Origin of the sequence: Micromonospora craterilacus, assembly GCF_003236315.1 — a bacterium.
Taxonomy (GTDB): domain Bacteria; phylum Actinomycetota; class Actinomycetes; order Mycobacteriales; family Micromonosporaceae; genus Micromonospora; species Micromonospora craterilacus.
Genome location: NZ_POTY01000194.1, coordinates 1 through 13742, shown reverse-complemented (window position 1 = coordinate 13742; position 13742 = coordinate 1). Strand labels below are relative to the sequence as shown.

General features: G+C 73.9%; 12 protein-coding genes. 5 read left to right on the top strand and 7 right to left on the bottom strand.

Features of this window, described 5'->3' with window-relative positions; all coding sequences use genetic code 11:
- Positions 1–770: thioesterase II family protein (locus C1I95_RS24915; RefSeq protein ID WP_325048860.1), on the top strand; the 770-nt coding region annotated here is incomplete at its 5' end.
- On the opposite strand, the gene C1I95_RS24910 is transcribed toward C1I95_RS24915, so the two are convergent.
- The 5 genes from C1I95_RS24910 to C1I95_RS24890 are packed head-to-tail and all read right to left on the bottom strand — an operon-like array spanning position 745 to position 7093.
- The gene (locus C1I95_RS24910; RefSeq protein WP_111217195.1) at positions 745–2394 is read right to left on the bottom strand and encodes an AMP-binding protein; all 1650 of its coding nucleotides are present in this window, start codon (positions 2392–2394) and stop codon (positions 745–747) included. The two genes, C1I95_RS24915 and C1I95_RS24910, sit on opposite strands and share 26 nt — an antisense overlap.
- Entirely contained in the window at positions 2391–3416 is a 1026-nt protein-coding gene (locus tag C1I95_RS24905) for a methyltransferase (RefSeq protein WP_111217193.1), read from the bottom strand. The genes C1I95_RS24910 and C1I95_RS24905 overlap by 4 nt, the downstream gene beginning before the upstream one ends.
- Positions 3417–3463: 47 nt before the next feature.
- A complete protein-coding gene (locus tag C1I95_RS24900) occupies positions 3464–4552 on the bottom strand; it encodes an acyl-CoA dehydrogenase family protein (protein ID WP_111217191.1) in 1089 nt (362 codons plus the stop codon).
- 24 nt (positions 4553–4576) lie between these two features.
- Positions 4577–5713 carry an acyl-CoA dehydrogenase family protein gene (locus tag C1I95_RS24895; protein ID WP_111217189.1) on the bottom strand — a complete coding sequence of 379 codons (1137 nt, stop codon included), beginning with the start codon at positions 5711–5713 and terminating at the stop codon, positions 4577–4579.
- 3 nt (positions 5714–5716) lie between these two features.
- Positions 5717–7093, bottom strand: coding sequence for an NtaA/DmoA family FMN-dependent monooxygenase (locus C1I95_RS24890; RefSeq protein ID WP_111217203.1), 1377 nt, complete (start codon positions 7091–7093; stop codon positions 5717–5719).
- 116 nt (positions 7094–7209) lie between these two features.
- On the opposite strand from C1I95_RS24890, the gene C1I95_RS24885 reads away from it, so the two are divergent.
- Complete coding sequence (locus C1I95_RS24885; RefSeq protein ID WP_233513865.1) at positions 7210–7698, top strand: VOC family protein; 489 nt, start codon at positions 7210–7212, stop codon at positions 7696–7698.
- Positions 7699–7736: 38 nt separating this feature from the next.
- Positions 7737–9200 carry an NAD(P)/FAD-dependent oxidoreductase gene (locus C1I95_RS24880; protein ID WP_233513864.1) on the top strand — a complete coding sequence of 488 codons (1464 nt, stop codon included), beginning with the start codon at positions 7737–7739 and terminating at the stop codon, positions 9198–9200.
- Positions 9201–9380: 180 nt separating this feature from the next.
- Here the strand turns inward: C1I95_RS24880 and C1I95_RS24875 are convergent, their stop codons facing one another.
- Positions 9381–10388 carry an MBL fold metallo-hydrolase gene (locus C1I95_RS24875; protein ID WP_111217185.1) on the bottom strand — a complete coding sequence of 336 codons (1008 nt, stop codon included), beginning with the start codon at positions 10386–10388 and terminating at the stop codon, positions 9381–9383.
- Between the two features lie 52 nt (positions 10389–10440).
- Positions 10441–11268 (bottom strand): methyltransferase domain-containing protein, encoded by an 828-nt coding sequence (locus C1I95_RS24870; RefSeq protein WP_111217183.1) that lies wholly within the window; start codon positions 11266–11268, stop codon positions 10441–10443.
- Positions 11269–11434: 166 nt separating this feature from the next.
- Here C1I95_RS24870 and C1I95_RS24865 point away from each other — a divergent pair, with 166 nt between their 5' ends.
- Both C1I95_RS24865 and C1I95_RS24860 read left to right on the top strand, forming a co-directional pair.
- Positions 11435–12439, top strand: a complete 1005-nt coding sequence (locus tag C1I95_RS24865) for an acyl-CoA dehydrogenase family protein (RefSeq protein WP_111217199.1) — start codon at positions 11435–11437, stop codon at positions 12437–12439.
- A gap of 273 nt (positions 12440–12712) precedes the next feature.
- Complete coding sequence (locus C1I95_RS24860) at positions 12713–13702, top strand: winged helix-turn-helix domain-containing protein (RefSeq protein ID WP_111217181.1); 990 nt, start codon at positions 12713–12715, stop codon at positions 13700–13702.
- Positions 13703–13742 lie beyond the last annotated feature (40 nt).

The following is a 13742-nucleotide window of genomic DNA, read 5'->3' as shown; positions in this document are numbered from 1 at the left end:
GTGGCGGTGGCCGGGTGAGCGGGGTCGACGCCACGGCCCGCCGGTGGCTGCGCTGCTACCGCCCCCGGCCGACGGCCAGCGTACGGCTGGTCTGCTTCCCGCACGCCACCGGCAGCGCGCCGTTCTACCGCAGCTGGGCGGTGGAGCTGCCGGACGGCATCGAGCTGCTGGCGGTGCAGTACCCGGGCCGGCTGGACCGCATCGGCGAACCGCCGGTGACCTCCATGGACGTGCTGGCCGACATGGTTGCCGAGGTGCTCGCTCCCCGGCGGGACCTGCCGGTCGCCCTGTTCGGGCACAGCATGGGCGCGGCGGTGGCGTACGAGGTGGCCCGCCGGTTGGAGCGGCGGCACGACGGGCCGCTGGCCCACCTGTTCGTCTCGGGACGGCCCGCGCCGCGCCACCACCGGCCGGGCAGCAAGCACCTCGGCCCGGACGACGACCTCTGGGCGGAGCTGCGCAGACTGAACGGCACCGACCCGGCGGCGCTGGACAACCCGCAGCTACGGGCGGCGTTGCTGCCGACGCTGCGGGCGGACTACCGGCTGATCGAGAGCTACCGGCCGGTCGAGGGGGAGCTGTTGGCCACGCCGATCTCCGCGTTGGTCGGCGACGTGGACACCGAGGCGGCCGTGGACGAGGTGGCGGCCTGGGCGGAGTACACCCGGGCGGCGTTCGACCTGACCGTCTTCGACGGCGACCACTTCTACCTGGTGCCGCACCGGACGAAGGTGCTGGCCGGCGTCATCCGGAGCCTCGGCCTACCGTGACCGGCCCGGCCGCGTCGACCGATCCGGGCGGGGTGGAGCTGTCGACTCCGGGCGGGATCGAGGTGTCGACTCCGGGCGGGGTGCAGCTGTCGACGAAACGGCGCCACAGCAGGCGACGCTTCGGCTTGCCGCTGGTGGTCCGCGGCACGGTGCCCGCCGGCACCGGCACGACGTGCACCGTCGCGTCCGGCACCAGTGGCAGCACCAGCCCGGGGATCCGGGGCAGCCACTCCGGCCGGGGATGTTCCAGGTGGACCACCACGGTCGGGGTGCCGGCCCGCAGACCGAGCACGGTGGCCAGCCGGCCGGGCGGCGTGTCCAGGGCCGCGCCGAGCACCGCGTCGAGATCCTCGGCGAAGACCGCGCGGCCGCGTACCTTCAGGCTGTCGCCGAGGCGGCCGAGCACGAACAGGTCCCCGTCGCGGAGGAAACCGGCGTCGCCGGTGCGGACCGTGCCGTCGCCGAACGCGGTGCCGTCGGCGTAGCCGTCGGTGACGCCGGCCCCGCCGACCACGATCTCCCCGACCACACCGTCGTCGACCGGCCGGCCGTCGTCGTCGGTAACCGTCACCCGGGCCCCGGCCAGTGGCCCGCCGCAGCCCACCACCGGTACGCCGTCCGGACCGGGCGACTGCCGCCACCCGGTGCGCAGCGGCAGCCCGGTCACCGCCAGCGTCGCCTCCGCCAGCCCGTACGCGGGCAGCAGCGCCTCCCGGCGCAGCCCGTACGGGGCGAGCAGGTCGGCGAAGCGCTCCAAAGTGGACGGCTGGATCCGTTCGGCGCCGACGATGACCGCCCGCCACCGGGCGAGGTCCAGCCCGGCCAGCTGCTCGGGGCGGACCCGGCGGACCAGGTGGGCCAGGCCGAAGCCGGGCATCGCGGTCAGCCGGGCACCGTGCCGGCCGAAGCACTCCAGATAGCGGGTCGGCCGGCGGACGAACTCCGCGGGCGTGAGCAGCCACAGGTCGGCGCCGGTGACGATCGGCGCCAGCAGGCACCCGACCAGTCCCATGTCGTGGTGCACCGGCAGCCAGGACGCGGTCGGGTCGTCCGGAGTCATCGCCAGCCACTCCCGGATGGCCGCGACGTTGGCCTCCAGCGCCAGGTACGGCACCCGTACTCCGCGCACCGCGCCGGTGGTGCCGGAGGTGAACTGGAGCAGTGCCAGCCGCGCCGGCTCGGCCAGGGACGCCTCGACCGCGTCGCCGGGCAGCTCACCGACGTCGACGGTGGGCACCCCTGCGCGGGCCGCCGCCCGGGTGACCGCCGGTGCCGACCCGTGGTCGACCACCACCAGCCGGGGTCGCATCGCCGCCAGGGCGGTGGCCAGGTGCTCGGCGTACCGGTCGGGGTCGCCGAACGTCGCGGGCGGGGCGAGCGGCGACGCCGTCGCGCCGGCCAGTAACGCGCCGAACAGGGTGCCGACGAACTCCGGGCCGCTGGGCAGCACCAGCCCCACCACGTCGCCCGGGCCGACCCCCCGCGCGGCGAGACCGGCGGCGTGGCCCCGGGCCAGCCCGGCCAGCCGGGCGTACGACCACCGGTCCCAGTCGCCGTCCGGGCGGGAGAACCAGATGCCCCGGTCGGCGCGCGGTGCCGCCAACCAGGACAGCAGCCCGGTCATGCCGGCCGGGCCTCGATCACCGGGAACATCGGCGTCGAGGTCGCCTCGACCAGTTCCAGCCCGGCCCCGGTCAGCAGGGCGCGCTGCTCGTCCAGGCTGCGTGCGCCGCCGGCGCTCAGCGTCAGCATCAGCATGTCCATTCGGCGGGCCAGCGGTGTGCTGTCCGCTTCGGACTGCCGACCGGCCTCCAGGATGAACACCCGGCCCTGCGGGGACATGGCGGCCCGGATGCGCCGCAGCACGCCGGTGGCCTCCTCGTCGCTCCAGCTGTAGAGGATCCGCTTGAGCACGTACGCGTCGCCGCCGGCGGGGATGTCGTCGGTGAGGAAACTGCCCGGCACGACGCGTACCCGGTCGGCGACGCCGGCCGCGGCGAACGTCTCCGGTGCGTTCGCCACCACGCCGGGCAGGTCGAACAGCACCCCGTGCATCCGCGGGAAACGGCCCAGCAGGTCACTCAGGAAGCGGCCGTTGCCGCCGCCGACGTCGACCACCGTGCCGAAGCGGGACCAGTCCGACGCACGCAGGATCGCCATCAGCTCCATGCCGGTGACGCCGCTCATCACCTTGTCGAAGGCCTCCCCGTCGGCGGGGTTGCGGCCGAAGTGGTCCCACATGCCGACGCCGTGCACCGCGTCGAACGCCCCCTCGCCGGTGCGCAGGGTGTGGTCCAGACCCTCCATCGCCCGGGTGCACACCACCGGCGACAGGAAGATGTCCCGGGCCGAGTACGGGTGGTCGGCGCGCAGCAGGTCGGCCATCGGGGTCAGCCCGAACTCGCCCGGCGTGACCTCGGCGAACAGGTCCCGGGTGGCGAGGTAGCGCAGCGCCTTGGTCAGCGCCGGTTCGTCGGCGCCGCAGGCACGGGCCAGCTCGGCGGCGGGCAACGGCCCGTCGGCCAGATGGTCGGCCACCCGCAGCAGGCAGACCGCCCGGATCGTGTACGGCAGCAGGTAGTCACCCACCTCCATGAGCCGCAGGATGGCCGGTACGTCGATCCCGGGACGTCGTCTCGTCAGCATCGCTGCTCCTTGTCAACTGGGTCGGTCACGCCGTCGGCGGTTCGGGGTCAGCTCGGTCCTGGCCGGGCGGCCAGCAGGTGGTCGGCGAGCGTGGCGAGGTGAGTGGTGGTGGGCGTGTCGAAGCAGTCCAGCCAGAGCGCCCGGCGATACCACCAGTGCAGCGGGTACTCCCAGGTCGCGCCGAGCCCGCCGGTCACCTGAAGGGCGTCCTCGCAGGCCCGCACGGCCGCCCGCCGGCCGGTCACCACCGCCTCGGCGTAGGCCCGCTCGACCTCGGGACCGTTCGCGGCCGACCCGGTGGTGTCGGCGGCGTTCCCGGCCGCGCCGAGCAGCCAGCAGGCCCGCAACGCCAGCGAGGTGGCCAGTTCCAGCGCCACGTAACTGTCGGCCAGCCGGTGCGCGACCGCCTGGTACGCCCCGATCGGCCGGCCGAACTGCACCCGGTCGCCGGCGTGCCGGCAGGCCAGGTCCAGGGCCCGCCGGGCCACCCCGACGGCCTCGCAGGCCAGCAGCGTGCTGCCGTGCCGGCGGGCGTCGGCCAGCGCCCGGCCGGCCGCGTCCGGGGCCACCAGCAGCTCGCCCGGGGTGTCGGCGAAGCGCAGCCGGGCGGCGCCGCGCAGCCGGTCCAGCGTGGGCTGCGGTTCGACGGTCAGCCCGTCGGCCGGCGACGGCACCGCGAACAGCGCGACGCCCGCGTCGGTGTCGGCGGCGACCAGCAGGGCGGCGGCCGCCGTCGCGTCGGTGACCAGGGCCCGTACGCCGGTCAGCCGCCAGCCGTCCCGGTGCCGCACGGCCCGGCAGCCACCACCGGCCGGGTCGTCCTGCCAGGCGAGGGTGAGCGGGCCGGGGGGCACCGCCAGCCCGGCGGCCCGGTGGACCGGGTGGGCCAGGCCGACCGTGCTCCACCAGGGTGTGGCGGCCAGGGCGTAGCCGCCCTCCTGGGCCAGCAGGCCCATCTCCACCATGCCCAGGTCCGGGTCGCACCAGCCCTGCCGGCGCAGTAGCGGCCAGGCGTCCGGATCGCCGGCGGCGGCGTCGGCCATCCCGGCGACCCGGTCGGCCGGGTACCGGTCGGCGAGCAGCCGCGCGGCGGCGGCCTGCAGGTCGCGCTGCTCGTCGGTGAGGGCGAAGTCCATGATGGTCCTTTCCGGCCTGACGGCTCACCGGGTCCGGGGCAGGCCGAGCACCCGCTCGGCGATGATGCCGCGCAGGATCTCCGAGGTGCCGCCCTCGATCGAGTTGGCCCGGCTGCGCAGCCGCAGGTGCTGCCAGTGACCGGCGGCCCGGCTGCCGGGGCCGTCCAGCACCGCCGCCGGGCCGAGCAGGCGCAGCGCGAACGCGGCCAGCCGCTGGTTGGTGACCGACCAGTGCAGCTTGAGGATCGAACTCTCCGGCCCCGGCTTGCCGGTGCTGGCGAGCGCGGCCATCGTCCGTTGACCGGTCCAGCGCAACCCCTGCAACTGCACGTGCAGGTCGGCCACCTCGGCGCGGACCCCCGGGTCGTCGGCCAGCCCGAGGTCGTGCACGGTACGCAGCAGCCGGTCGAACTCGACGGCCAGCCGGGCGGTGAGGGTGATGCCGAAGGTGCCGCGCTCGTGCGCGAGGGTGGTCATCGCGATCCGCCACCCCTCGCCGACCGGCCCGAGCACACAGTCGCGGGGTACCGGCACGTCGGTCAGCACGATCTGGTTGAAGTCGCTGTCGCCGGTGGTCTGCCGCAGCGGCAGCACCTGCACGCCGGGGCTGCGCATGTCGACCAGCAGGCAGGTCAGCCCCGCGTGGCGGGTGGATCCGGGCTGGGTCCGGGCCAGCAGCAGGCACCAGTCGGCCTGGTGCGCGTACGACGACCAGACCTTCTCGCCGCTGACCAGCCACCCGTCCGCGGTGGCCACCGCGCGGGTGCGTACCGCGGCCAGGTCACTGCCGGCGTCGGGCTCGGAGAAGCCCTGGCAGAAGACGTACTCGCCGGAGAGGATCGGCTCCAGGAAGCGCTGCTGCTGCTCGGGCGTGCCGTGCGAGACGATGGTCGGGCCGACCATGCCCAGGCCGATCACGTTGACGTGGTCGGGTGCCTCGGCCAGCGCGCTCTCCTCGGCGTAGATGCCCTGGTAGGTGGGGGCCAGTCCGCGCCCGCCGTAGGCGGCCGGCCAGGTCAGTCCGGTGTAGCCGGCCGCGTGCAGCGCCTTCGTCCAGGCACCCGGCGACGCGTCTTCGCGGTGCCGGGGGACCTGCTCGGCCAGCCAGGCGCGCAGCTCGGCGCGGAAGGCGGCCTCCTCGGGGGAGTCGCGCAGGTCCACCGGTCAGCCCTCCCGGGCGGCCACGGCGCGGGCCGGGTCGCGGAACGTGCGCACCCCGGCGCCGAAGTACCGTTCACGCAGGGTGGTCTCCGCCGGGTCGTACGCGGTGCGGAACAGCCCGCGTCGTTGCAGCTCCGGCACGAGCAGGTCGCAGATGTCGTCGATGCCGTCCGACGGTGGGCAGGGAATCAGGTTGAACCCGTCGACGTCGGCCACGGTGAGCCACTGCTCCATCCGGTCGGCGACCTGCTCCGCCGTGCCGAACAGGGTGACCGGTGCGTCCACCCGGGGCCGGCGGGGCCGGGAGACCAGATACTTCACGTCGCCGACCGTCCAGGTGCGGTCCGGGGTGAGCTTGCGCAGGAAGCCGAGGAAGGAGTGGCTGGCCTGGCTGCGGATCTGGTCGACCGGGGTCTCGTCGGGGAAGGCGGCCAGGTCGATGTCCATCCACCCGCACCACTTGGCCAGCTGCCCCTCGCTGCTCCACAGCGTGTTGTACGCCTCCGCCTTGGCCTTGGCCTCGGCCCGGTCCCGGCCGACCATCACCATGGTGCCCTGCAACGCCTTGACCATGCCCGGGTCCCGGCCGTGCCGGGCCGCCGCGGCGCGCAGGGCGGCCACCGGCTCCGCGCCGGAGGTCGGGTCGGCCAGGGTCAGGAAGACCACCTCGGCGTGCCGGGCGGCGAACTCGACACCGCGGGGCGAGGAGCCCGCCTGGTAGAGCACGGGAGTGCGCTGCGGGGAGGGCTCGCACTGGTGCGGGCCACGGACGGTGAACCACCGACCCTGGTGGTCGATCTCGCGGACCTTGGTGGGGTCGGTGAAGACATCGCGTTCGGCATCCCGGACCACCGCGTCGGCGTCCCAGCTGTCCTCCCACAGCGCGCGGGCGACCTGGACGTACTCGTCGGCGCGGTCGTAGCGCTCGTCGTGGTCGAGGTAGTCGCCGAGGCCGTTGGCGGTGGCCGAGCGCAGGTAGGAGGTGACGATGTTCCAGCCGACCCGCCCGCCGGTGAGGTGGTCCAGCGAGGAGAACAGCCGGGCGCACTCGTAGGGGGAGTGGTAGGTGGTGGAGTACGTGATCGCGAAGCCGAGGTGTCGGGTGGCCGCCGCGGCCGCCGAGAGCAGCAGCGCCGGGTCGATCGAGGGGATCTGCACCGCGTGCCGCACCGCCGGAGCCCAGGAGCCCCGGTAGACGTCGTACACGCCGTGAATGTCGGCGAAGAACAGCGCGTCGATGCAGGCCGCCTCCAGCTGGCGGGCCCGCGACACCCAGTACTCCAGGGACCGGTAGCCGGTGGCGGTGCGGTCGCCGGGGACTCTCCACATGCCCTTGAACTGCGGTGACGGGGAGCACTGGGTGAACACGTTCAGATGCATGCCCGGTTCCTCACATCCGTTCCGGCTGGTACCGGCGACCACGCTGCCAGGTGACGACACGCTACCGGTTGTTGCCGACAACACGCCACACCCAAGATACGAGTAAAGCCACTATGATGCGGCGTGTGCCCAAACTCAACGGCAGCACCCACGTCAACCTGACCGTGCGCGACCTGGACCGCAGCACCGAGTGGTACTGCCGGGTCATGGACTTCACCGTCGTCCGGGATGCGACACCCGCCGAGTCCGGGTTCACCTTCCGTACGCTGGTCCACCGGCAGTCGCTCGCCGCCATCGTGCTCGGCCAGGCGGTCGAGCCGGATCCGGCGCCCTTCGACGAACGGCGGGTCGGTCTGCACCATCTCGGCTACCACGTGCCCGACCGCGCCGAGCTGGACCGCTGGGCCGCCCACCTGGACACCGTCGGCGCCGAGCACTCCGGGGTCCGCGAGCTGTTCCTGGAGGCCGGCTACGGCATCTGGCTGCGCGACCCGGACAACATCTGGCTGGAGTTCTACTGGCTCAACGCCGACTACTTCATGGACCGGCTGCGCCAGCAGCGCCGGGCCGAGCGGGCGGCGCGCACCGCCGCCGGCACGCGTTGATTGTAGGGTCTTGCCGAACACAACACACGCTATGGATAGTGGGTTGCGGGGCCGCCGCCGGCGTGGACGTGCGCACCGACGACTTGGAGACCGACGTGGAAGAGACCCGGAACAGCGTCTACTGGCACGACACCGAACCGGTCGAGGTCGGTGAACCCCTCGACGGCGACGCGAGCTGCGACATCTGCATCGTCGGCGCCGGGTACACCGGCCTGTGGGCGGCGCACTTCCTCGCCGAGGCCGAGCCCTCGGCCGACATCCGGGTGCTGGAGGCCGAGACGGTGGGCAGCGGCGCGTCCAGCGCCAACGGCGGGTTCGTCGGGCTCACCGCCGGCAAGGTGCTGCGCCGGCTGTTGTGGTACTACGGCCGGGAGAAGGCCGCCGGCGTCTACCGCACCGGCGCCCGGTCCATCATCGACATCGGCCGGTTCTGCCGCCAGTACGGCATCGACGCCGACTTCGCGATGAACGGCATGCTCCAGGTGGTCACCGACCGCAAGCAACTGGCCCGGCTCGAACTTCAGGTCAAGCGCAGCGAGCGCACCGGCCTGCGCGGCTCGTTCAAACTGCTGGGCCGCGACGAGGCCCAGCAACGCATCGGCTCGGAGCAGGTGCTCGGCGCGCTGCGGACCACCGGTGCGCTGGTCAACCCGCACCGGCTGGTGCAGGGCCTGGCCCGGGTGGTACGGGAGCAGGGCGTCAGCATCCACGAGCGGACCCCGGTCACCGAGGTACGCAAGGTCGGCAACCGCTACCGGGTGACCACCCCGACCGGCACGGTGACCGCGAACGAGGTCGTCCTCGCCACCAACGCCTGGCAGCACAGCTTCGCGCAGACCCACACCAAGGTCATGCCGGTGTGGAACTACCTGATGGTGACCGAGCCGCTGACCGACGCGCAGCTGGCCCGGGTCGCCTGGCCCGGCCGGGAGGGGGTCAGCAACTCGCTGTCGTTCGCCCACGCCGCCCGGCTGACCGCCGACAACCGGGTCGTCTGGTCCGGCGGCCGGTGGTACTACTTCGACCGGCGGGACACCGACCGGGGCCACATCCGCAACGACGCCGCCTACCGCGACCTGCGCGAGTCCTTCGCCCGGTTCTTCCCAGCCTGGCGCGACGTGCGGTTCAGCCACGCCTTCGGCGGGCCGATCGGCTGGAGCCGCACCTTCATCCCGCAGTTCGGCCGCACCGGCGACGGCCTGGTCTACGGGCACGGCTACACCGGCAACGGGATCGCGCCCAGCCACACCGGCGGGAAGATCCTGCGTGACCTGGTGCTGCGCCGCGAAACCGAGTACACCGACCTGGCCTTCGTCACCGTCAACCAGCCCAAGTTCGCCAAGGGCGCCATGGGTGACAAGGGCGCGCACCTGTTCATCTGGCGGCAGGAGACCGGAGACCGGCTACCGCTGCTGCTGCCGCACTCGGCCGCGTTGGCGCCGCGGGCGTTCTTCGCGGCCCGCGCCGCGCGCCGGGCCCGGATGGCCGGTGCCGACCGCTGACCCGCCAACTCCAAGGTGTACGCGAAACGGGGCGCCCGGCCAACGCCGGGCGCCCCGTTTGCGCGAAGGTCAGCGGGCGTCGTGTTCCGGGTGTTCCGGCGGGGTCAGGGGGCGTCGGTTCCGCCGGAGTCAGCGGGCGTCGGTTCCGGCGGGGTCAGCGGGCGTCGCCGTCCTGCGGCGTCAGCGAGGTGTCGTGGGGGAGGTCAGCAGGCGGCTCTCCCCGACGGCGAGATCCCAGAGTGTGCCGGCCGGCCGTCCCGCTTCCGCCCACGCCTTGCGGGCCAACTCCACCGGGGCCAGCACCGGCTCGGCGGAGAGCGCGAAGGTGCCCCAGTGGATGGTCACCATCCGGTCCGCGCCCAGGTCGCCACAGGCACGGACCGCCTCGGCCGGGTCCATGTGCAGCGGTTTCATGAACCAGCGCGGGCGGAACGCGCCCACCGGCAACAACGCCACGTCGATGCCGGGGAACCGGGCGCCGATCTCGGCGAAGGCCGGGCCGTAGGCCGAGTCCCCGGCGAAGAACACCCGGTGGGCGGGGGTACCGGTGGCGGTCATCAGCCAACCGCCCCACAGGCTCTGGCAGGTGTCGAAGAGGCCCCGCCGGCTCCAGTGGTGGGCCGGGGTGAAGTCGAACCGTACGCCGGCCACGGTCGCCGACTCCCACCAGTCCAGCTCGATCACCCGGCGAAAGCCCCGGGCCTGGAACCACCAGGCCAGCCCGGCCGGCACCAGCACCGGGGTGTCCCGGGGCAGCCGGCGTACGGTCGGCTCGTCAAGATGGTCGAAGTGGTTGTGGCTGATCACCACGGCGTCGATCGGCGGCAACGCCGCCCAGGCCACACCGGGTGGGGTGTACCGGCGCGGGGTGCCGGGGATCCGGTCGGCGAAGACCGGGTCGGTCAGCACCACCCGACCACCGAGCTGCACCAGACAGGTGGCGTGCCCGACCCAGGTCACCGCGGCCTGCCCAGGGAGGACCGGGGGCACCGCCTGCTCGACCACCGGCACCCGACCGGCGATCAGGCCGGTGGGCCGGTTGCCCCGCTCGCGCATCAACCGCAGCACCGCCGCCGACCCGGGCACCGGATGGGTGAGCCGGTCGGCGAAGCTGCGCGGCCAGACCCGTCCGGTGGGCGTACCGGAGAACCGGGCGAGGATGCGGTGGACGGTGCGCGGTCGGTACACGGATTCCTCCTCGGGTGCTCGGGTGGCCCGGGCCGCACCGGACGCGGCGGCCTCAGCCGGGCCGGCGTGCGGTGAGCAGCAGGTAGCCCAGGCAGGACTCGGCGACCGCCTGCAGATCCAGTACGGCGTTGCCGACCTGGCGCAGCACCCGGGGCCCGTACGTGCCGGACAGCCGTTCGCGTTCCCGCGCCACCGCCGCCCGGGTGGCCTGGTGCGAGCGGCGGACGTGGGGGCTGGCGTCGAAGAGTTCGTCGACCTCGAAGCCGGCCGCGCGCACCAGCTCGGCGTACGCCTGCGCGGTCGGCGGCGTCGACATCGGCATCGCCGACCAGATCCGCTCCTGGTCGTCGTCCATCGGACGGGCCAGGGTCAGCTCGGCGAGGACCAGCCGGCCGCCGGGGCGCAGCACCCGGTACGCCTCGGCCAGCGCGGCGGCCTTGTCCGGTACGTGCACCAGCACCTCCAGCGCCAGCGCCGCGTCGAAGTGCCCGTCGGGGTACGGCAGGGCGGTGGCGTCGGCCCGGGCGAAGCGCACCCGGTCGGCCAGGCCCTCCTTGGCCGCGAGTTCGCCGGCCCGCTCGACCTGCCAGCCGCTGAGCGACACGCCGGTGACCGCGGCGCCGGTGACCCGGGCGACCCGGCGGGTGGGCCCACCCGTGCCGCAGCCGATGTCGAGCACATGGTCGCCAGTACCGGCCGCGAGCCGGCTGGCGAGCTCGTCGTTGAGCCGCTCCTGCGCCTGCGGCATCGGGGTGTCGTCGTGCTCGTCGGCCCAGTATCCGTAGTGCAGGTTGTCGCCGTAGACGGCGTCGAGGAAGGTGCCCATCAGGTCGTAGAACGTGCCGACCGCCTGGGCCCGCGCCGCCGGGTCTTCACTCACCGTCCGGACCTCCCGCCCACGCCGTGATGACGCGTCACAGCATAGTGGCGAACCAACAAACACAACACCGTTCGGGTGTAGCTTCTAGGCTGTCGATGGAGTGTTCGTTAGGCTGTCCGGCAGAACCCCACACCGACTGACCACGGAACGGACGGTGGACCGACCGATGAGCAACTCTGCCAAGGTGCTGGACCGCGCGGAACGCATCGCCGAGGAGGTGCTGTTCCCGGCGGCGGAGACGGTCGACGCCTCCGACGCGGTCCCGACCAGTCACCTCGACCTGCTCGCCGCGGAAGGCTTCTACGGCGTCGCCGGCCCGCCGCAGTTCAGCGAGATGTCCGCCGAGGACACCGCCACCGCCGCCCGGGTCATGGAGATCGTCGCCAGCGGCTGCCTGACCACCTCCTTCGTCTGGGCCCAGCACCACAGCGCGGTGATGGCGGCGACGCACAGCCAGCGCCCGGGCATCGCCGAGGAGTGGCTGGAGCCACTGTGCCGGGGCGAGCGGCGGGCCGGCCTGGCCATCATCGCCGCGACCCGACCCGGCCCGCCGGCGGTACGCGCCGAGCCGGTCGACGGCGGGTGGCTGCTGCACGGCGTCGCGCCCTGGGTGACCGGCTGGGGCCTGGTCGACACCCTGTTCACTGCCGCCCGGGACGCCTCGGACACCCTCGTCTGGTCCCTGCTGGACGCCAAGGAGAGCGACACCCTGCGCGTCACGCCGGTCGACATGGTCGCGGTCGCCGCCAGCCGCACCGTGGAGGTCACCTTCACCGGGCACTTCGTGCCCGAGCGGCGGGTCACCGGCACCGTGCCGCACGAGGTCTACCTGCAACGCGACCCGGCGACACTGCGGTTCAACGGCTCGCTGCCGCTCGGCGTGGCCACCCGCTGCGCCCGACTCATCGGGCCCAGCCCACTGGACGCGGCGATCGGTGACTGCCGGTCCACCCTCGACGCCGCCGGCCCGGAGCAGCTGCCCTCGGCGCGGGCCGCCGCGGCGGCCCTCGCGCTGCGCGCCGCCGGACTGCTCGCCACCACCACCGGCAGCGCGGCGGTGCTGCGCCACCGCCCCGCCGAGCGGCTCATGCGCGAGGCGATGTTCCTACTCGTCTTCGGCAGCCGCCCGGCAATCCGCGCCGACCTCCTCGACCGCCTCCACCACGCCTGACCGAGGCTGGACACGGCATCCCTGACTTAGAGCGCCCGGCAATAGGACTGGTGGGGCTGCGGCGCGCCCTGGCACTTCGGCTGGCGGCGTTGTCGTCGTCGGCCATGCAACACCGGCATGGCCTCCTCCTCCGCCTTGCCATCCTCGGCCAGGACCCGCCTCGCCTCCACCGCCCTATTGCCGGGCGCTCTAACAGGCCGAGGCTGATCCGGCCCGGGTAGAGTGCGGAGGGTCGCCGGGCGCGCCCCCAGCCGGGCGACGGGGAGTCGTTCCATGCTGAAGATCCATTTCTCCGGCGAGGACATCCTCCGGACCCGCGTGGCTCCGGCGGCCGATCCGGTCTGGGAAGTGGTGCTGAGCCTGCACCTGTTGCCCGGGCGCAGCCGGGACCCGCTGCTGGCCGGCTGGCGGCGCGAGGTCATGCGCGACCTGCGCCGGCAGGAGGACGTCGACAGCCTGCGGTTGCTGTTCGCGTTGAGCCCGCCGCGGGGTTACTTCCCGGATTTCCTCACCCCGTACGAGAGCGTGGACGGGTTCGAGGCGGGGATGGAGGCGTTGCGGCGTACCCCCGTCGAACTGCTGCACCGCGACCTGACGCTGCTCGCCGACGGTCGACGCCTGCCCGCTGCCGCGTCCGCCCTCGCCCGGGGTGAGCCGGCGGCGTTGGCGCACCTGACCACGACCATCGGTCGCTACCGTGAGCTGGCCCTCGGCCCGTACTGGGCCGGGGTTCAGGCGGCGGTGGAGGCCGACCGGGCGCGGCGGGCGCGGGCCGTCCTCGACGATGGCATCCAGGGCCTGCTGACCAGCCTGCGCCCGGGCGCGCGGTGGGAGTCGGGGGTGCTGGAGATCCCCAACTATCCGCGCAGCCGCGAGCTGCACCTGCAGGGGCGCGGCCTGCTGCTGGTGCCGTCGTTCTTCTGCGCGAACACGCCGGTTGCGCTGCTCGACCCGAAGCTGCCGCCGGTGCTGGTCTACCCGGTGGACCGGCTGGGCGGGCTGGCGTCGGACGGTGCGGGCGCGTCCGGTGCGGGGCGGGAGGCGCTGTCCGCGCTGCTCGGGCGCACCCGCGCGGCGGTGCTGGCCACCACCGAGGACGGCTGCAGCACCGGCGAACTGGCCCGCAGGTTGCGCATCTCACCGGCTGCGGCCAGCCAGCACGCCACCGTGCTGCGCAACGCCGGTCTGCTGGTCAGCCACCGCGACCGGAACACCGTCCTGCACACCCTCACCCCGCTGGGCCGCGCCATCCTCACCCCCTGACGGGGGAGGGCTCAGAGGGCGAGGGTGGCGGCGGCGGTGG